Here is a 19,594-nt window from a genome sequence, read left to right as displayed (position 1 = left end):
GCGCCCGTCAGACGATGGCCATGTCGACGAAGCGGGACAGGTGGAGCTGGGCTGCCACCGTCACCGTGTCGGTCGGGCCGTTACGGTGCTTCGCCACGATGAAGTCTGCTTCGCCGGCTCGGGGGGATTCCTTGTCGTAGTAGTCGTCGCGGTGCAGGAGCAGGACCACGTCGGCGTCCTGCTCGATCGAGCCGGATTCGCGGAGGTCGGACAGCTGGGGGCGCTTGTCCGTGCGTTGCTCGGGGCCTCGGTTCAGCTGGCTGACCGCGATCACCGGGCATTCGATCTCCTTGGCCAGCAGCTTCAGGCCTCGGGACAGCTCGGAGACCTCCTGCTGGCGGCTTTCCGTCTTCTTCGGCGATGTCATGAGCTGGAGATAGTCGATCACCAGCAGCTTCAGGTCGTGGCGTTGTTTGAGGCGGCGGGCCTTGGCTCTGATCTCCATCAGGTTCATGCTCGGGGTGTCGTCGACGAAGATGGGTGCTTCGCTGATCTCGCCCATGCGGCGGGCGAGCTTGGTCCAGTCGTCGTCGGAGAGCTGGCCTGAGCGCAGGGAGTGCAGAGGTACGCGTGCTTCCGCGGAGAGCAGGCGCATGACCATCTCGATCTTGCTCATTTCGAGGGAGAAGATGGCGCTGGCGCAGTTGGACCGGATTGCCGCATTGCGGGCGAAGTCCATGCTGACGGTCGACTTGCCGAGACCGGGGCGTCCCGCCACGATGATGAGCTGACCGGGGTGCAGGCCGTTGAGGAGCCGGTCCAGGTCGGCGAAGCCCGTCGGTACGCCGGTCATCATGCCGCCCGACGCGCCGACGGCCTCGATCTCGTCGAGGGTCGGCTGCAGCATGTCGCCCAGCGTGGCGAAGTCCTCGCTGACCCGGTTCTCGGTGACGTCATAGATCGCCTGCTGGGCCAGGTCGACGATGTCGTCCACGTCACGGCCCCCGTGGCCGTTGGCGCCGTACCCGAGCTGCACGATCTTGGTGCCGGCCTCCACGAGCCGGCGCAGGACGGCGCGCTCCGACACGATGCGCGCGTAGTACGAGGCGTTGGCCGCGGTGGGCACGCTCTCGATCAGGGTGTGCAGATACGGCACGCCGCCGATGCGCTGGAGGTCGCCGGAGTCCGCCAGCGCCGCCGCCACCGTGACTCCGTCGGCGGGTTCGCCCCGGCCGTACAGGTCGAGAATGATGTCGAAGATCGTGGCGTGCACCGGGCGGTAGAAGTCGTGGGTCTTGAGGATCTCGACCACGTCGGCGATGGCGTCCTTGGACAGCAGCATGCCGCCGAGCACGCTCTGTTCGGCGGCGATGTCCTGGGGCGGCGTCTTGTCGAAGCCGCCGTCGCCCGGGGAAGGGGCGCCACCGCCCGGGGGTCGTCCACCGCCCTGGCGTCCGCCGGGAGACTGCGGCCGGGACTCCGGCCGTGCGTCATCGGTGATCGACACTCCGACCTCCCCCTTCTCGCCTGCGTTGCCCGCCGGCCGCCCGCCCCGGTCGATCAGACAACCTGGGTACGACACTTTCGGGTGAGTGCGTCCCCGGCTGGGTGACCCGGACCACCAAACCCCCCAAAACGCCGGAACCACCGGACCGGATCGGCCCGAGGGCGTGATCCGGCGCCGGTAACCATACGAACCCGCACGTCATCGGCCCAAGCAGGCCGGTGGACGAGTCTCGGGACAACCTGTGGACAACCTGGCCCGTCCTGTGCGCCGCCTTGTGCACAGCCTGTGTACAACGCTGGGGGCAGCGTCCCGTTGCGCCTTTGTGACCTGCGAATTCTTCGTCCCCACGGTGTGGAGAGAACAAAAAGGTGCCGGTCGTGACGAAGCCATCGCCCTAGGGCGTTGCAGATCCGGGGAACGCACGTCACGCTTTTCAGGTGGACCAACGGGAGTGGGACTACGGCGCCCGCCTGCCGCGCGAAAGGAGCGGTGCGGAGCCTTGGTCACCCCCGAAGGGCCCGGAAAGTCCTGATTCGTCCCAGAACGTGGATCCTGGGGCCGCCGTCTGGGGCACCGGATCCGTCGCCGACACCGGCAGCATGCAGCCCATTCCCGAGGCTGTCGCGTGGTCGCTGCGCGCCGAGGCCTGGGCGCAGAACGAGGATCAAGCGGTCGAGAAGTCCAACTCGGGCACGGTGAGCCGGTGGTCCGACGTCGCGGCGACCGGCAGGCCGCCGGTTCCCGCCGACGGCGTCGGATGGCGTACGTCCACCGCCGAGTGGCGCGCTACCACGGACAGCGCCCACTGGCGGCAGACCACCGAGTGGCGCTCAGCCTCGGGCCGGCACGGCTGGCGCACCACGACCGAGGCATGGCAGGCGGGCGACGCCGACCGCTTCGTACCCCCGGCGACCGAGCAACCGACCCGGCTGCCGGCCATCTCCGGCACCGCCTGGCCCACCCCGGAAGCGAACGACCAGCCACCCGCCTCGACCTGGCAGCAGCCGGCAGCCGACACGCCCTCGTGGCAGCAGCCGTCACCGGCCGACGCGACCCCGTCCTGGCAGAAGGGTCCGGGCGACGCGACCTCGTCCTGGCAGAAGGGTCCGGCCGGCGCGACCCCGTCCTGGGAACAGCGCCCGGCCGACTCGACGCCGTCCTGGCAGCAGCGCCCCGCCGACGCGACGCCGTCCTGGCAGCAGCGCCCGGCCGACGGAAGCCCGTCCTGGCAGCGCTCTTCGGAGGCGGCTCCGTCATGGCAGCAGGGCCCTGCGGAGTCAAGGCAGCAAGGCCCCGCGGACGCGACTCCTTCATGGCAGCGTCCAGCGGACGGCACGGCGTCGTGGCAGCAGGGCCCGGCGGACGCCACCGCCTCCTGGCAGCAGCGCCCCGCCGACGCCGCCCCATCCTGGCAGCGCCGAGCTGAGGGCCCCCCGAACGACAGTCAGCGTCCGGCGGAGGTGCAACGCCCCGCGGACGCCGCCCCGCGCTGGCACCGCATCGAGGAACGGCCCAGCTGGCAGCAGTTCACCGCGCCGCTGACCGCCCCGCCGACGCCCCCGTGGGAGACCCCCGCGCCGTCCTGGCAGCAGCAGCCGGCCGACGCGCCCCGGCCGCGCCCGTCGTGGGACAGCCGTCCGAGCTGGCGGCAGTTCGCCGACACTCCGGGAGAAAGCTCGGCGAGCCGGCAAAATGCCCAGCCCGGGCCGTACCAGGGAAGCCGTTTCGACGACGGCCGTCACCTCGTCCGCGAGGACGACCGCGCGCAGTGGCGTCGGGAATCGGCCGCCGGCCAGGCCGGTCTCGACGACGGGTCGCGCTCGGCGGGCCGCCGGCGGGCTTCGGATCCCGGATCCCGTACGGGCGGAGGTACGGGCTGGACGGTCCACTCCGACGCCGACAACTGGGCCGGGCACACGGACACGGGCAGCATCCCGGCGTTCCAGGACCCGGTGACCGACAACCCGAGCTGGCGCCGCGACGCGTCCCCGGCCACCGACAGCTGGCGGACCAGCTCGACCACCAACGGCTGGCAGAGCGGCCCGCCCGCCACGGAGAGCCGACGGCGCGGCCCGGAACCCACCAGCGACGGCTGGCGCAGCGCGGAGCCCACCAGCGACGGCTGGCGCAGCGGTGACGAGGCCCGTGGCCGCGCCCGCACCGACGGCTGGCGTGGCGGAGACGACACGCGCGGCGGCAGCTCGAGCACCGACGGCTGGCGCAGCGGCGACCAGGCGCGCGGCTCCCGTGACGGCTGGCGCGACTCCGGCTCCTGGCAGCGCGACCCCGAGCCGGGACCCCCGGCGGACCCGTGGGCGCAGGGCGCCGCCGAGACCGGCGTGATCCCGCTGCCGCTGCAGCCGCGCGACGCGGACGCCGGCGGATGGCAGAGCCGCACGGACACCGGCTCGTGGCAGCGTGGCCCGGACACCGGCCAAGGACCCCGCGATGGCGCCGACGGCCGGCGGGGCCGAGGCGCCCGCTCGGACACCGGCTCCTGGCAGCGCGACGGCAGCCCTCAGGAGCTCACCGGCTCACGCCAGCCCGCCGACGCGGACCCTCGCGAGCGCAGCGGCTCCTGGCAGCGGGATGCGGACGCCCGCGACCGCAGCGGCTCCTGGCAGCGCGACGCTGATCCACGCGACACCGGGTCCTGGCAGCGGGACGACCCGCGCGACACCGGTTCGTGGCAGCGCGATGCCGACTCACGGGACGGCACGGGCTCGTGGCGGACCCGCGACGGTGGCCGCGAGATCGAATCGGGGGCACGCCAGGGTCGTGCCGACACCGGCTCCTGGCAGCGGGACCCGGAGGGCACACGCGGACGCCGCCCCGGTCGCCCGCACGGGCCGGAGACGCAGCGCGAGCCACGCCGCGGCCTGGACGCCCAGCGCGGCCCCGGTACGCCGCGCCGCGAGGGCCCCGCCGCGTACGCCCGCAGGCGCGAGCCCGACACCAGCTGGCAGCGCGAGCTCGAGTCCGGCAGCTGGCACCGCGACCCAGAGTCGGACGTCTGGCTCCGCGACGCCGACACCGGTCAGTGGCACCGCGCCGAGGTCGACGACGACGAGGACGACGAGGACGATCGGGGCGACGAACCCCGGCCACGCCGACGCCGGCGAGCACGCCCGGACGACAACGTCCCGGGCGGCCCGCTCGCGATCGAGAGCGGCGAGCCGGCTGGGGACGAGGCCGCGCGTCGGCGTGGCGCGCCGGACGAGGGCAGCAGCGGCGGACGCCGTCGCGCTCCGGAAGGACCGCTGCAGATCGGCGCCCGGGCGGAAGCCCCGCTCGACCCCGAGGTGTACCGCCGCGACACCGAACCGCCCACCCGCCCGGTGTCGAGCCGGCCGGTCCCCGTTCCCCAGCCCGATGCGTGGCGCCGCGACGGCCGCCCGCAGGACCGCGAGGACGGCTGGCGTGAGGACGGCGCCCGTCAGGCGGGCCGCGGCGAAGGACGACGCAGGGACCGCCAGGACGCCGGCGACGACGGTTGGCGCCAGGCCGACGGCCGGAACCCAGGCGACCGACGTCGAGAGGACGCTCCACGGGGCCGGCCGCGCGAGCTGGAGGCCGGACCGACGAGCCGTCCCGGGTCCGCGGTCCCCGCCTGGAACGACGACCGCCCGGCCTCCGCAGCACCAGGAAGCTGGGACAGCGACCGCCCGATCTCCGCAGCCCCGGGGACGTGGAATGACGACCGCCCGGTGTCGTCCGAGCCCGACGGCCCGGCCCGGCCCGGATCCGTCCGCTCCGGGGGCGCAGCCCGGTCGGCATCCTCCCCGCCCGGGGGAGCAGCGCGGTCAGCATCGGCCCAGCCCGGGGAGGCCGCGACCGGCGGCGCCACACGGCCGGCATCGGCTCAACCCGGCGGAGCTGCCCGGCCTGCATCCGCCCAGCCCGGCGGAGCTGCCCGGCCTGCATCCGCCCAGCCCGGCGGCGCCGCGTGGTCGGGGCAGCCCGGTGGCGGCGCTGCTCGTCCGACCTCGTCCCAGCCGGGTGGCTGGCGGCCCGAGGCTCAGGCCGAGGCTCGTGCCGACGCGTGGCGGAGCAAGCTGCGCGCCGAGGAAGGCGGGGCGCCGGCGGCTCGGGACGATGCCGCCACGGAGATCCGTCAGCCGCTGGCGTGGCAGCAGGACGAGCGCGAGCAGGCGTCCCGCGGCGCGGCGACGTACCGCGAGGGCGGGTCCGCGGACTGGCGGCGGGAGCTGAAGGCGGGTAGTGACCTCGCCGACGGGGAGTCCCGGCGCTTCGGCACGAGCGACTTCGTGCCGTTCCGGCCGCCGTCGAAGAACGGGGCGTCCGCGTCGGTCAAGGTGCCGGCGGCCAACTCGGCGTCCGAGGGGCTCACCGAGGTCATTCAGCGTACGGGTGTGAGCTGGCAGGACCCGCCGGACACGGAATGGCCGCCGAAGGGCGCCGTCATGGCCTCGTCCGCGGGCACGTACGAGCGGCGCCCGGTGAGTACGTTCACGGCGGCGGGCGCGCGGCAGAACGACCTGCTGGAGCCCGAGGAGGAGCTCGAGGAGGACACCGGCGGTCCGCTGGCGGCGGTGGGGTACACCGTCGTCTGGTACGGCGTACCGGTGGTGCTCTTCGTGCTGTACATGCTCGTGCTGAACGGCACCCAGCAGGCGCACGCGCTGAGCACCCTGGCGAAGGCGGCACCGCAGTTCGGCCTGTCGCTGGTGCTCAGCATGCTGGTGGCGGTCGGGCTGCGCCTGGCGAGCGGCTCCTGGAAGGCGGCCAGTGTCGGCCTGGCGGCGGCGGTGATGGGCGGCGGTCTCGCCACGGTGCTCACCTCGGCCATCACCGGCCAATCGCTCAGCTGAGGAGCAAAACCCGCCCCTAAGGGCGCCGGCCACTGTGCGGAAGGCTTGCGTGTGCGGCCGTACATGGAAGAAGCGCGCCACCCACAAGGGTGACGCGCTTCTCCTGGAGCGGGATTACTTGGCGGCGACGACGTTCACCGGGAACGTCGCGGTCACCTCGGGGTGGAGCTTGACCTTGACCGGGTACGAGCCCGTGGTCTTGATGTGACCCGGGAGCTCGAGGCGGCGGCGGTCGAGGGACGGACCGCCGGCGGCCTTGACCGCGTCGACGATCTCGGCCGGGGTGATCGAGCCGAACAGGCGGCCGCCGTTGCCGGAGCGGGCCGTCAGGGTGACCTTGAGGCCCTCGATCTGGCCCTTGACCTCGTTGGCCTGGCCGAGGTCGCGGATCTCGCGGGCGTCGCGGGCCCGCCTGATGACCGTGACCTGCTTCTCGGCGCCCTTGGTCCACTGGATCGCGAAGCCCTGCGGGAGCAGGTAGTTACGGCCGTAGCCGTTCTTGACCTCGACGATGTCGCCGGGGGTGCCGAGGCCCGACACCTCCTGGGTGAGGATGATCTTCATCTTGGTGCCTCCCCTCAGCGCGCCGTGGCCGTGTACGGCAGGAGCGCCATCTCGCGGGCGTTCTTGACCGCGCGGGCGATCTGCCGCTGCTGCTGGGAGGTCACCCCGGTGACGCGGCGGGCACGGATCTTGCCGCGGTCGGAGATGAACTTCCGCAGCAGGGCGGTGTCCTTGTAGTCGATGTAGGTGATCCCGTCCTTGTCGAGCGGGTTCACCTTCTTCTTCGGCTTGCGCAGTGCCGCAGCCTTCGCCATTGCTCTAACTCCTGAACTCAAGAAAGCCCGGGTGAGGGCTTAGAAGGGTGGCTCGTCGTCGAAAGAGGAGCTGCTGCCGCCGCCGGAGCGGTTGCCGCCAGAAGCCGGGGCCGCCGTCGCCCAGGGGTCGTCGAAGGAGGAGTTGTTGCCGCCTCCACCGCCGCCGCCACCGGACTGCCGGCCGCCACCACCGCCGCCGAAGCCGCCTCCGCCGCCACCGGACCTGTTCATCTTCTGCACCTTCGCCGTGGCGTAGCGCAGGGACGGGCCGATCTCGTCGACCTCGAGCTCGTAGACGGTGCGCTTCTCGCCCTCGCGGGTCTCGTAAGACCGCTGGCGCAGCCGGCCCTGCACGATCACCCGAGCGCCACGCTGCAGCGACTCGGCGACGTGCTCGGCGGCGTCACGCCAGATGTTGCATGCGAGGAAGAGTGGCTCGCCGTCTTTCCACTCGCCCGACTGCCGATCCAGGGTCCGCGGCGTCGAAGCGATGCGGAACTTGGCGACCGCCGCACCCGAAGGGGTGAAGCGCAGCTCAGGGTCGTCGGTCAGGTTACCGACGACCGTGATGGTGGTTTCTCCTGCCATGATCTTCTCCTCGCCGCTTTCTCTCGTTCGCGCACAGGCTCTCAGAGCCCTACGACAAAAACGAGGGTCAGCGGGTCTCCGGCCGGATGACCTTGGTACGCAGGATGGACTCGTTCAGCCGCAGCTGACGGTCCAGCTCCGCCACGGCCTCGGGCGTCGCCTGCAGGTCCACGACGGCGTAGATGCCCTCGGACTTCTTGTTGATCTCGAACGAGAGCCGGCGACGGCCCCAGACGTCGAGCTTCTCGACCGAGCCACCCGCAGTCCTGATCACGTTCAGGTACTGGTCGAGCGACGGGGCGACGGTGCGCTCCTCGAGCGAAGGGTCGAGGATCACCATGAGTTCGTAATGACGCAAGACGTTCTCACCTCCTGTGGGCTGAGCGGCCACGGTCTCTCCGTGGCAGGAGGTCTTGTGTCTGTCGCAGAAAGAAACCGTGGGCGGTTGTCCCACGGCGAAGCTGCGAACCGAGCCAGCATACCCGCGACGAGCTGGGCTTGTAAAAAAGAGAGCCCCGTCGGTGGACGGGGCTCTCTCGAGGAAAGCCGCGGGGCGCCCGGTCCGCATTCGCTGGGTGGGACCTGGGGAGGAACGACCACACCGATGAGGTTGGAACGGCCGCCCCGCGGAGCTTCTGGCGGATAGTCTACGCGACAGTTGCCCGAGATGCACGTTGCGACACGATTGCCCGAATTGCCCCGGCTGCGACGCCGAGCACGCACACCCCGGCCACGATCGCGAGCAGCCCGATCGGGCGGGACTCCGGCATCGGCCGCATGGCAGCGACCGGCTCCGCGGCCGCCATCTCCGAGACAGGCCCGCCTTCCTGCGCCGGCATGGCCTCGGTGGTGGTCAGATCCACCGACGGTACGCCGTCGACCAGCGTCTGGTCGGTGCCCGGAGGCATCCCCGAGAACGTGGGTACGCCGGCGCCCGCCGTACCCCTCATGACCTTCGTCCTGATGCGCGACGTCGTGCCGCCCTGCGGCATGGACCCGGCACCCCCGACCGCGGCATGGCCGGTGGTCACCCGCGGCCGTGATCCCGGCGGCGAGGTCACCGGATCGCCGGCATCCGAAGCCGGCGGACGCTGCGTGCTGGCGGGCGGCCCCGAGTCCGGCTGCGACGTGGGCGAAGTGCCCGGCTGAGAGGATCCCGACGTGTTTCCGTCGGGGGCGCCACCGGTGGGGGACGGGATCGGACCGGGCATCGCGGTGGCCGACGGCGTGGCCGTCACCAGCACCGGCGTCGCCTGGTCGGTCACCGCGCAGGTCGGGTCGAGGGTGACGGCCGTCGTACCCCGCCGGAACACCACCTCCGTCGCGCCGTCGTCCGGGATCGAGCCCTTCGAGGCACCGTTGAGCAGCAGCTTGGCGCCGTGACCCGTTCGGTTCACGACGCGTACGGTGCTCTCCGCCGGAACGGTCATCGAGCCGACCGACGGGGTGGACCGGCAGGACAGGCCCAGCATTCCGCCGCCCGCGAAGACGACTTGGCGGCCGGCCTCGTCGAGCTGCTCGGCGTTCGCCGTACCCGTCGTGACGACCGCCGCGCCCAGCAGGAACCCGCCCAGCACGATCGCCGTCACACGGTGTCGGACTTGCCGTGACATGCCACCATCTCCCCGGTCTCGGTGCAATACCCTCGATTAACGACACCTTGTTCGGGGCGGTGACGCGCTCGGTGGCCGCTTCGCGACAAGGGGTAAGCGTCGTACCCGCGTCGTAGGCTCGGTTCATGCGCATCGGAGCCCATGTCGACCCCGCCGATCCCCTCGAGGCAGCCGCCGCCCGCGGCGCCGACGCGGTCCAGTTCTTCCTGGCCGATCCGCAGGGCTGGAAATCACCCGCCGCACGGGAGGACGCGGACGCGCTGCGAGCGTCCGACGTGGACATCTACGTGCACGCGCCCTACGTGATCAATGTGGCCACATTGAACAACCGCATCCGCATCCCGAGCCGCAAACTCCTGCTCACACACGCCCGCGCGGCCGCCGCGATCGGCGCCCGGGCCCTGATCGTCCACGGCGGCCACGTCAACGCCGGCGACGACGTCGCGGTCGGATTCGACAACTGGCGCAAAACCTTCGCCTACGCGGAGAAGGAAGGCGGCCTCCCTCTCCCGGTCCTCATCGAGAACACCGCGGGCGGCGACAACGCGATGGCCCGGCGCTTCGACAACCTCGCCCGCCTCTGGGACGCGATCGGCGAGTTCGGCGCGGGCTTCTGCCTCGACACATGCCACGCCCACGCGGGCGGAGAGGAGCTCCTGAACATCGTGGACAGGGTCAAGGCCATCACCGGCCGCATCGACCTGATCCACGCCAACGACTCCAAGGACGCCTTCGACTCGGGTCGCGACCGGCACGACAACCTCGGCAATGGCAAGATCGACCCGGACCTGGTCGTGGCGGCCATCCGGGCGGCCGGAGCCCCGGCCATCGTGGAGACGCCCGGCGGAGTGGACGGCCAGGCGGCGGACATCGCTCTGTTGCGGGAGCGGGCAGGCAGCTGAACCGGCGGCGGCACTAGGGAGCGGGATGACGACCGAGCAACCGCGGGTCGGCGCCCTCGGGGGTGCTGCCGGGGCCGGCGAGGAGGCAAAGCCGGCCGAGGTCCAGGGCGCTGCGGCCGGGGACGAGAAGGCGCAGGCTGGGGTCGGGGAGGCGGCTGGCGATCGGCCCAGGCTTCGGCGCTGGGCTGGGCTGCGCAGGGGGCGTGGCGGGAAGGCTGCGGGTGCCGCACCGAGCCTCCGGCCCGCGGTGCCTCCGCGGCCGGCCGGCGACGCATCTGTTGCCGCGGAGGCCGAGGCCACAAGGGACAGTGCGCCAGCTGAGACGGTCGACGCGGCGGGCGCTTCCAAGAAGCGCGCCACGGAGGCCACCAAGACCGGCAGCGCTGACGCCGACAAGGTTCACACCCCCGACGCGGCGAACGCTGAGGCTGCCTCAAACGCCACGGACACCGACACGAAGACTGCCTCAAACGCCGAGGCCGCCGACACCAAGGCGGCCGCGGGCTCCAAGCCGGGCGGGTTCCGGCGCCGGAAGGCTGCGCTGCCCACCACCCGGCCGCCCGGCGCCCCACCCGACCCCTGGACCGCCTTCGCCCAGACCTCCGAGCGTCAGCCCGGGCGCGTCCGCCGGATCCTGCGGGCGACCGGCCGCGGCCTCATCCACGAGTACGCCCTGGTCGTCTACGGCTCACTCCTGCTCGCCGTGGCGCTGACCTGGCCCGCCCTGCGCTACCCGCTGCACACTTTTCCGCAGGACATCTGGGATCCCGCACGGCAGGCGTGGCAGGTCTCCTGGGCCGGCCACGTGCTGATCACCGAGCCCGCCAAGTTGTGGCAGGCGAACGCCTTCTACCCGGAGCGTTACAGCTTCGCCTTCGGGAGCAGCCTGCTCGGGTACGCGCCCGCCGGGATGGTCGGTAGCGGACCGCTGGCAGCCGTGCTCCGGTACAACGTCTTGTTCGTGCTGGCTCACGCCCTGCTGGCCGTCGGGGGGTATGCCCTGGTGCGCCAGCTCGGTGCCGGCCGGACCGGGGCGGTGGTCGGGGCTGTTGCTTTCGCGTACGCGCCGTGGCGGCTCGCTCAGGAGGGGCACCTCGACATCATCTCGGCCGGGGGGATCCCGCTGGCTCTGGCCATGCTGGCGCGGGGACACGGCTGGTCGCTTCGGTACGGGTTCCGCCCCGGCCGCCGGCATGCGGGGTGGGCCGCGGGCGGGTGGGTCGTCGTCGCGTGGCAGATCAGTCTGGGGTTCTCACTCGGGTTGCCTTTCGCGTACGTGCTGGGCGCGCTCATCGTGGTCGTCGGGTCGACGGTGCTGGTGCGGAAGCTTCGGCGGCGGTCGCCGGGTCCCGTGCTGGGGTGGCGGTTGCTCGTCACGGACCTGCTCGGGGTGTTGATCGTCGCGGGCGTCGGCGCGCTCATCGCGGTGCCGTATCTGCGGGTGGGGGACACCGGGCCCGCGGGTACGGAGATCGCCTTCTTCTCCCCGCCGGTGCGCAGCCTGCTCATCGGGCCCGCCGAGTCGCGCATCTGGGGTGCGCCCCACGCCGTGGCGCGCGCGTCCCTGGCGTGGCCGGCGGAGATGACCTTGCTTCCCGGCTTCGTCCTGTACGCACTGGCGCTCGTCGGGCTGGTCTTCTCCGTCTGGCGCATGTGGCACCGGCTCATGCTGCTCATCGCCGTGCTGGTCAGCGCCGTCTTCACGCTCGGCACGACCGTCCTCGACGGACGCTGGACCTATCTGCCGCTCTTCGGGCACCTGCCCGGCTCCTTCGGCGTACGCATCCCGGGGCGGCTCATGCTGTGGGTGACGCTGTTCCTGGCCATCCTGGCCGCGGGGGCGGTGGCCGAGTTCGTCCGGCGCGCCGAGCACCTGGCCGCGTCGCGGATACCGTCGTGGCCGGGGCCGTGGCTGCGCCTGACCACGTTCGTACCGTTGCTGCTGATCCTCGGCGAGACCTGGAACGCGACCGCCCACCCCGTGGTTCCGGCCCAGCCCGCGGCGATGCGTACGGTGACCGGCCCGATGCTGGTGCTGCCCACCGCCGAGCTGACCGACCAGACCGTGATGCTCTGGTCGACCACCCGCTTCCAGGACCTGGCCAACGGCAGCGGTGGATTCGCGCCGCGCCGCCAGGCGGAGCTGCGCCGCTCGGCGGCGACCTTCCCCGACGCGACAAGCGTGCAGTATCTGCGGACGCTGGGCATCGGCACGGTGCTGCTGCTGAGAGCGCAGGCCGCCGGTACGCCGTGGGAACGCGCGGGGGATCTGCCGGTCGACGCGTTCGGCATCACCCGCGAGGACCTCGACGACAACTCGGTCCTCTTCCGGCTCAGCTGACCACGCTCGCGCGGCGAGTCAGCTTCCGCCGGCGGCCGCCTCCACCGGTGCAGGCGGCGGGTTCTCCGCGTTCTTCTTCGGCCCGGCCTCCACGTGGAACAGCCGCCGCAGCCCCGTCACCCACTCGGCATCCGGAGCATCGTTCACGACCCCACCGTCCGGGTCGTCGGGATAGGTACGGCGGACGACGTCCAGCTCCGGTCGCCAGATCTCCCGGACCACCAGACCGCACAGCACCGCCACCGTGACCAGCCGCAGCCCGGAGGCGAGGACGAACGTGCCCTCCGGGATGACCGGCTTGCCGCCCGCTCCCAGCAGCTCCGCGTAGAAGGCCGCGAAGTAGCCGATCTCCGCGACCGTCCAGGCGATGATCGCGCCCCAGCGCGGGCGGGCCAGGACGATGAGAGGGAGGAGCCAGAGGACGTACTGCTGGGACCAGACCTTGCTGAAGAGGAGGAAGGCCGCGACCACGAGGAAGGCCAGCTGGGCGAGGCGGGGGCGGCGGGGCGCCAGCAGGCACAGCAGGCCGATGGCGGCGCAGGCGACGATGGTCAGGGCGTACGTGACGATGTTGAGCGTGCCCACGTTGTCGCTGAGCCATTGGAACGGGCCCTGGTCGCCGGCGGTCCCGCTGTTCCACTTGCCGTCGAGGAAGCGGCCGATGTACCACAGGGTGCCCCAGTCGATCGGGCGGGTGTCGTTGAGCTCGAAGAAGCGGTTCCAGCTCGTCGGGTAGAGGGCCGCGATGGGGATGTTGGTCGCCAGCCAGGCCATGGCCGCGCCACCGAAGGCGATCAGGAATGGCACGATGCGTCGTGAGCGCAGGGCCAGGACGAACAGCGGTCCGAGGATGAACAGGGGCCATAGCTTGGCCGCGCCGCCGAGGCCCAGCAGGAGGCCGGCGGTCAGCGGATGGCGCCGGGCCCAGGCGTAGAGGCCCCCCATGGCCAGCGCGATGGCCAGGAAGTCCCAGTTGACCGTGGCGGTGACCAGCAGGATCGGTGAGAGCGCGAAGATGGCGGCGTCCCACGGGCGGCGGCGCCGCAGGGCGAGAATGACCGCCGCCGATGCGACGGCCAGGATCGACAGGACGAGCGCGTTGGCGTTGTAGAACCACTTGCCCTGGTTGATCTCCGGGTACTTCTCGCCGAGGGCGTGCACCGGCAGCCCGAGCGCGCCCATGAAGTAACCGGTGACGACCGGGTATTCGACGGGGTGGTCCCGGTAGGGAACCTTGCCCTCGTTGAGGCCCTCGGCGTAGTAGAGCGCCAGCACGTCGGTGTAGCAGAAGCGCGTGTACTGGATGTTCTTCTGCCAGTCGCCGTCCTGGCAGGGCGACTTCTGCACCCAGCTGAACGCCAGCGTCAGGCAGACGAGCGCGAGGATGATGCGCTGCGCCGTCCAGAACCGGTTGTGGCGTTCCGTCGGCCGGACGGCGTGCTCGCCGACCGGGCCGCCGATCGCCTCGGAGAGGCCGCGGACGAACCCGTCGGACTCGGCGGGCAGGTCGGTCCGGTCGGTGTCCGGCGAAGGCGCGCTCATGACTTCGCATCATGCCGCATCCCACCCGTCCGCCGCCTTCCAGCTCCGCCGCGGCGCGCGTCAACCCGGGTACGGGAAGAGCCCGTCGCCGGAGGCAACGGGCTCTTCTCTCAGGTCGTGCGGTGGTCAGCCACCGTCCTCGGTGTTCTCACCGTCGGTCTGGCCACCCCCGGTACCGGTGTCATTGCCTGTACCGGGCACTCCCGGGAAGGTGACGTTACCGCCCTGGTCCTGGGTGTTGTCGCCGCCGCCGTTGTTGTCGCCGTTGCCGCCGCCGTTGTTACCGCCGTTGTTCCCGTTGTTGTTGCCGTTGTTGTTGCCACCGTTGTTCTGGCACAGCTGCGGCAGGAACTGGCAGGTCGGGTTCTGGTCCGGCTGCTCCACGACCGGCGGCGGGGGCGGGGCCACGCCGTTCGCGAACCGGCTGTTGGGGTCGCCGGTGTGCTGGCGCTCGGGGAAGGGTTCCTGCTTCCAGTCGAGCTCCTTGGTCACGGTGTTGATGAACTGCTCCCAGATCGCCGCGGGCGTGCCGGAGCCGAACATGTCGCCGCCGTCGTCCTTGAGCTCGACCTTGTTGCCGGCGCCGCCGACCCAGACCGTGGCGGCGAGTTGCGGGATGCCGCCCACGAACCAGGTGTCACCGCTGCCGACGTGCCCGTCCTTGCCGTCGTCGAACTCCCAGGTGCCGGACTTCGCGATCGCCGGCCGGCCGTTGCGCAGGGTGTTCCCGGCGTGGGCCGGAATCTTCGCCATGACGCCCGAGAGGTCCGACATCTGGGCCTTGTCGAAGACCCGCTTCGGAAGGAGCTTCTCCTGCTTCTCGGTCTTCTTCTTGCCGGTGTCCGGGTCCACGGAGGTGACGCTCTTGATGAAGTGCACCTTGTTGCGGACGCCCTGGTTGACGATGGTGGCCACGCCCTCGGCGTGCTCGAGCGGGACGACGTGGTACTGACCGAAGGCGACCTCGTTGTCGAAGTTCTTCTCCCAGGTCCGCTTCTCGCTGTGTTCGAGGTCGACCACCGGGCCGTCGTCCGGCCACAGGTGCCGGATGCCGGCGTCGCGCATGGCCTCGATGACCTTGTCACGGCCGATGCCGTTCGCGATGTGGTAGAAGGGGAAGTTGTACGACTTGATCGTGGCGGTCTCGAGATCACAGTTCCTGATCTTGCCGCCACAGATGGTGCCGGGATCGGCACCGGCATTGTTGATCTTCTTGCCGTTGGTGCGCCGCGCCGTGCTGTCCCAGATCGTGTCGAACGAGATGTTCTCGCGGAGGGCGGCGGCCAGCGTGTAGATCTTGTTGGTCGATCCGTCCGACTGACCGCGTCCGCTGAAGCCGGTGCCCTCACCGTTCATGTAGCTGCCGTAGTCCGTGCCGTTCGGGTCGTCGCCGCCGTAGTAGCCGAGCACCCGCCCGGTGGTCGGGTCGATGCCGATCACCGCCGCCTGGTACGACTTCGGCTTGTCGTGCATCGGCGACTCTTTGCTCTTACGCGACCCGGCGTCCTCGGCCGCCTTCTGCACCACAGGGTCGATCGTCGTGGTGACGGTCATGCCACCGCGCTGGAACTCAGCCTCAGTGATGCCCATGTCCCGCAGCTCGGCGTTGACGTGCCGCATGATCATGCCGACCGGCTTGTCGGCCGCGCAGGTCTTGCAGTCGTTCTTCGCGGGTCCCTTGACCTTGGGGTACTTACGCGCCGCGTACTGCTCGGGGGTGATCCATTTCTCCTCGAGCATGTTCTTGAGCGTGTACTCCCAGCGGTCCTTCGCCGCCTCGGGGTTGACGGCCGGGTCGTAGCCCTTGTGCGTCGCCGTGGCTTCCGGCTGCTTGATGATCGAGGCCAGGACCGCCGCCTCGTACGGCGTGATGGCCTTCGGGTCGTCGGGGGGTGTCAGCACCGACTTGCCGAAGTAGCCCTGCGCCGCCGACTCGATGCCGTACCTGCCCCTACCGAGGTAGATGTAGTTCAGGTACATGCCCATGATCTCGTCTTTTTTGTACTTGCCCTCGAGCTTGCGGGCGATGACGGCCTCACGGAGCTTGCGGTTGTAGCTGATCTCCTTGAGATCCGCGGCGTGCCGGGCGTACTGCTGGGTGATCGTCGAGGCGCCTTGGGTGTCGCCACCGGTGAAGTTGTTCCAGGCGGCGCGGACGATGCCCTTCATGTCGATGCCGTTGTGCCGGTAGAAGTTCTTGTCCTCGGCGGCGGCGACGGCGTGCTCGACGACCTTGTTGATCTTCGGTTCCGGCACGATGGTCCGGTTCTGGTCGCCCAGCTTCGCGAGGATCTCGCCCTTGGCGTTGAGGATGACGTTGGTCTGCGCTTCTTCCTTCTGCGCCGGCAGATCGACGTCGTCCCAGATATAGGTGCCTCCGACGACGCCGACGCCGAGCAGGATGACCACCACGGCGGCCGCGGCGGTCAGGATGTTGGTCCGGCGGCGCCGCTTGGCGGCCTTGGTCAGGATCTTCTGGGCGTCGCCCCGGCGGCCGTGACCGTCGGGCCCGTCCAGGCCCGGCCCGGCACCCACGGCGGGCGACACGGGCCGCACCGCGGCGCGGGCGACGGAAGCCCGCCCCGGGGCGGCGGCAACCGGAGCCGCGGCACGGCCGCCCACCCGGGCGGAGCCCACCGATCCGGTGCCGGCACCCACCGACGCCCGGCCGGCTCCCACGGAGGCACGGCCGCCGACGGACGCGGAGCCGACGGACGCGGCACCACGCGGCGCGGAACCGCTGACGGAGGCGCGGCCGCCGGCCGGGCGCCGGTACGCGTCGGGCGCGGGGCGTTCGTCGTAGCCGGACGGGTCGTCGTCAGGCGTGGAAGCAGCGGACGGCCCGGGCACTCGGGCCCGGGCGCGTGCAGACTGCGGATCGCCGTACGAGTTCATTCGGTTACACCTACCGGTCGCGGTGGCGTGCGCGGGGAGCCCTGGAGGGGCTCCGGCCGACACTGCCACGAGCGGACATTCTGGGCTGCATCCCCGCAGCCGCCCTGTCGGATGTCAAGAATGACCGATTGCGGCGCTGGATGCCCGTATCGGTCGGGGTCGCGTCCACGTTAGCGACGTTGAGGGCGATCACTGTCTGCCCTCCCGGCGATGTGACGACGGCCCTGTCTCGCGGTGGCGGCCCGAGGCGGACGAGGCGGCAGCCGCCGCGCCCCTTGGCTGTTCGTCGACGAGCGCGTCCCTGCCGAGCAGGAACTGCTCGATCAGATGGTTCCACGCGCAGGTCTGGCACACCTCGACCACGAAGACCTGGAACTCACGCAGGGTCATCGCCAGCACCGGGAGCTCCGCGAGCTTGCGGGCCTGCCCGGCGGACTGCTTGAGCTCGTCGCCGTAGATGTAGTGCACCAGGGTGAGATTGTCGCGGCGGCAGACCGGGCATCGTTCGTCGGTCGGCTCGCCATGGAACCGAGCTGCGTTTTTCAGGTACGGCGAGGCATCGCAGACCTCGAACGTCCCGACCTTGCCGTTGTGCAGGTCACGCAGCAGCGCTCGCTTCTGAAGCGAGTAGTCGACGACCTGCCGCTGCGTGCGCATGGCGAAGAGAGTACGCGGTCGGCACCGGAACGGCGACCGCCATCACGCAGCGTGGCGTGGCGACTCCTGTGCTCACACGACCGCACCAGGAAGAAGGCCGCGAGGCGGGCATCGGAGGGCAAGCACCATCACACCGCCTTGCGCTCGAACAGGCGCCGATCTACGGTGACGATGTATCGGGCCGATACATCGCGGCGAAGGAGGTGGCCCTCGATGCTGGAACTGGCGATCCTCGGCCTCCTTCAGGAAGCCCCGATGCACGGCTACGAGCTGCGCAAAGAGCTCGCCACCAAGCTGGGGACCATCCGCGCGGCCATCAGCTACGGCACCCTCTACCCGACGCTCAAGCGGCTGCACGCCGCCGGCTGGATCAGCGAACAGGCCACCGAGACCGACATCGTGCCGCCGATGACGAGCAAACGGGGCCGGATTGTCTACAAGATCACTGCCGAGGGCAAGGAACGGTTCGCCGACCTGCTCGCCCAGGCCGGCCCGGAGACGTACGACGACGCGGGCTTCGGCGTGCACTTCACCTTCTTCTCCCGCACCGATCGGGCGACCCGGCTGCGCATCCTCGAGGGCCGCCGGCGTCGGATCGAGGAACGCCGGGAGGGCCTGCGGGACATGCTGTCGCGCGCCGGGGACCGGCTGGACGCGTACACGCTCGAACTGCAGCGACACGGACTGGACGCCTGCGAGCGCGAGGTCCGCTGGCTCGAGGAGCTCATCACCAACGAGCGCTCCGGCCGTACCCCCTCATCCGCCGCCGATCCGGCGGTGGCACCCCCCGAAGACCCGGCTCCGCACCAGGACCGGCCGTGATGAACAAGGAGGCAAACGCGATGGGCTCCGTCCGCGTCGCCATCGTCGGTGTGGGTAACTGCGCCTCATCCCTCGTGCAGGGTGTGGAGTACTACCGCAACGCCGACCCCAACGACCGCGTTCCGGGTCTCATGCACGTGACCTTCGGCGACTACCACGTCTCCGACGTGAAGTTCGTCGCGGCGTTCGATGTGGACGCCAAGAAGGTCGGCATGGACCTGGCCGAGGCGATCGTCGCCAGCGAGAACAACACGATCACGCTCACCGACGTGCCGCCGACCGGCGTCACCGTCCAGCGTGGACCGACGTTCGACGGCCTCGGCACGTACTACCGGGAGATCATCGAGGAGTCCTCGGCCGAGCCGGTCGACGTCGTGCAGGCGCTCAAGGACGCCGAGGTCGACGTCGTGGTGTCCTACCTGCCGGTGGGCTCCGAGGAGGCCGACAAGTTCTACGCCCAGGCCGCGATCGACGCCGGCTGCGCCTTCGTCAACGCCCTGCCCGTCTTCATCGCTTCCGACCCGGTCTGGGCGAAGAAGTTCGAGGACGCCGGCCTGCCCATCGTCGGTGACGACATCAAGAGCCAGGTCGGCGCGACGATCGTGCACCGCGCGCTCGCGAAGCTGTTCGAGGACCGCGGTGTCGAGCTGCTGCGCACGTACCAGCTCAACTTCGGCGGCAACATGGACTTCATGAACATGCTGGAGCGCAACCGCCTGGTCTCCAAGAAGATCTCGAAGACCCAGTCGGTGACCAGCCAGATCCCCCACGAGATGGTCAAGAGCGACGTGCACATCGGCCCGTCGGACCACGTGCCGTGGCTCGACGACCGCAAGTGGGCGTACATCCGCCTCGAGGGCCGCAGCTTCGGCGACACCCCGCTGAACGCCGAGCTGAAGCTCGAGGTCTGGGACTCGCCGAACTCCGCGGGCGTGATCATCGACGCGGTCCGCGCCGCGAAGATCGCCAAGGACCGCGGCGTCGGTGGCCCGATCCTGTCGGCCAGCTCCTACTTCATGAAGAGCCCGCCGGTGCAGTACAACGACCACGACGCGCACGCCGCCGTCGAGGCGTTCATCAAGGGCGACGTCGAGCGCTGAGCTGTCCCGCGAAGGCCGGACCGCGCGTCGGTCCGGC

The 19,594-nt window shown here is 70.9% G+C and carries 14 protein-coding genes; 5 read left to right on the top strand and 9 right to left on the bottom strand.

Going from position 1 to position 19,594, the window contains the following annotated elements; all coding sequences use genetic code 11:
- Positions 1–7: 7 nt before the first annotated feature.
- The gene (gene dnaB, locus AB0J80_RS23185) at positions 8–1,447 is read right to left on the bottom strand and encodes a replicative DNA helicase (RefSeq protein WP_364708300.1); all 1,440 of its coding nucleotides are present in this window, start codon (positions 1,445–1,447) and stop codon (positions 8–10) included.
- A gap of 437 nt (positions 1,448–1,884) precedes the next feature.
- Between dnaB and AB0J80_RS23180 the strand changes: the two genes are divergently transcribed.
- On the top strand, positions 1,885–6,279 hold the full coding sequence (locus AB0J80_RS23180; protein WP_364708297.1) for a hypothetical protein: 4,395 nt from the start codon (positions 1,885–1,887) through the stop codon (positions 6,277–6,279).
- Positions 6,280–6,393: 114 nt separating this feature from the next.
- On the opposite strand, the gene rplI is transcribed toward AB0J80_RS23180, so the two are convergent.
- The 5 genes from rplI to AB0J80_RS23155 all read right to left on the bottom strand — a co-directional run bounded on the left by rplI (position 6,394) and on the right by AB0J80_RS23155 (position 9,298).
- Complete coding sequence (rplI, locus tag AB0J80_RS23175) at positions 6,394–6,843, bottom strand: 50S ribosomal protein L9 (protein ID WP_364708294.1); 450 nt, start codon at positions 6,841–6,843, stop codon at positions 6,394–6,396.
- Positions 6,844–6,857: 14 nt separating this feature from the next.
- Positions 6,858–7,097, bottom strand: a complete 240-nt coding sequence (gene rpsR, locus AB0J80_RS23170) for a 30S ribosomal protein S18 (protein WP_007073789.1) — start codon at positions 7,095–7,097, stop codon at positions 6,858–6,860.
- A 39-nt stretch (positions 7,098–7,136) separates the two neighbouring features.
- Positions 7,137–7,685, bottom strand: coding sequence for a single-stranded DNA-binding protein (locus AB0J80_RS23165; protein ID WP_364708292.1), 549 nt, complete (start codon positions 7,683–7,685; stop codon positions 7,137–7,139).
- A gap of 67 nt (positions 7,686–7,752) precedes the next feature.
- Positions 7,753–8,043: a 30S ribosomal protein S6 gene (gene rpsF, locus AB0J80_RS23160; RefSeq protein WP_067509699.1), complete on the bottom strand. Its 291-nt coding sequence runs from the start codon at positions 8,041–8,043 to the stop codon at positions 7,753–7,755.
- A 289-nt stretch (positions 8,044–8,332) separates the two neighbouring features.
- Positions 8,333–9,298: a hypothetical protein gene (locus AB0J80_RS23155; protein WP_364708289.1), complete on the bottom strand. Its 966-nt coding sequence runs from the start codon at positions 9,296–9,298 to the stop codon at positions 8,333–8,335.
- A gap of 125 nt (positions 9,299–9,423) precedes the next feature.
- Between AB0J80_RS23155 and AB0J80_RS23150 the strand changes: the two genes are divergently transcribed.
- Positions 9,424–10,200, top strand: coding sequence for a deoxyribonuclease IV (locus AB0J80_RS23150; RefSeq protein ID WP_364708287.1), 777 nt, complete (start codon positions 9,424–9,426; stop codon positions 10,198–10,200).
- Positions 10,201–10,447: 247 nt separating this feature from the next.
- A complete protein-coding gene (locus tag AB0J80_RS23145) occupies positions 10,448–12,541 on the top strand; it encodes a hypothetical protein (RefSeq protein WP_364708286.1) in 2,094 nt (697 codons plus the stop codon).
- Positions 12,542–12,559: 18 nt separating this feature from the next.
- Here the strand turns inward: AB0J80_RS23145 and AB0J80_RS23140 are convergent, their stop codons facing one another.
- The 3 genes from AB0J80_RS23140 to AB0J80_RS23130 all read right to left on the bottom strand — a co-directional run bounded on the left by AB0J80_RS23140 (position 12,560) and on the right by AB0J80_RS23130 (position 17,635).
- Positions 12,560–14,083, bottom strand: a complete 1,524-nt coding sequence (locus tag AB0J80_RS23140; protein WP_364708283.1) for a glycosyltransferase 87 family protein — start codon at positions 14,081–14,083, stop codon at positions 12,560–12,562.
- A 126-nt stretch (positions 14,084–14,209) separates the two neighbouring features.
- Positions 14,210–16,978 carry a transglycosylase domain-containing protein gene (locus AB0J80_RS23135; RefSeq protein ID WP_364708281.1) on the bottom strand — a complete coding sequence of 923 codons (2,769 nt, stop codon included), beginning with the start codon at positions 16,976–16,978 and terminating at the stop codon, positions 14,210–14,212.
- A gap of 189 nt (positions 16,979–17,167) precedes the next feature.
- Positions 17,168–17,635 carry a DUF5318 domain-containing protein gene (locus tag AB0J80_RS23130; protein ID WP_364708278.1) on the bottom strand — a complete coding sequence of 156 codons (468 nt, stop codon included), beginning with the start codon at positions 17,633–17,635 and terminating at the stop codon, positions 17,168–17,170.
- 213 nt (positions 17,636–17,848) lie between these two features.
- Here AB0J80_RS23130 and AB0J80_RS23125 point away from each other — a divergent pair, with 213 nt between their 5' ends.
- Together AB0J80_RS23125 and AB0J80_RS23120 are read left to right on the top strand one after the other, a co-directional pair.
- A complete protein-coding gene (locus AB0J80_RS23125; RefSeq protein ID WP_364708275.1) occupies positions 17,849–18,457 on the top strand; it encodes a PadR family transcriptional regulator in 609 nt (202 codons plus the stop codon).
- 20 nt (positions 18,458–18,477) lie between these two features.
- A complete protein-coding gene (locus AB0J80_RS23120; protein ID WP_364708779.1) occupies positions 18,478–19,557 on the top strand; it encodes an inositol-3-phosphate synthase in 1,080 nt (359 codons plus the stop codon).
- The last annotated feature ends 37 nt before the right edge of the window (positions 19,558–19,594 follow it).

The organism is Actinoplanes sp. NPDC049548 (assembly GCF_040676695.1).
Classification (GTDB): Bacteria; Actinomycetota; Actinomycetes; order Mycobacteriales; family Micromonosporaceae; genus Actinoplanes.
Note: the sequence above shows the minus strand (reverse complement) of the source record. Positions and strands in the feature narration are given on the sequence as shown.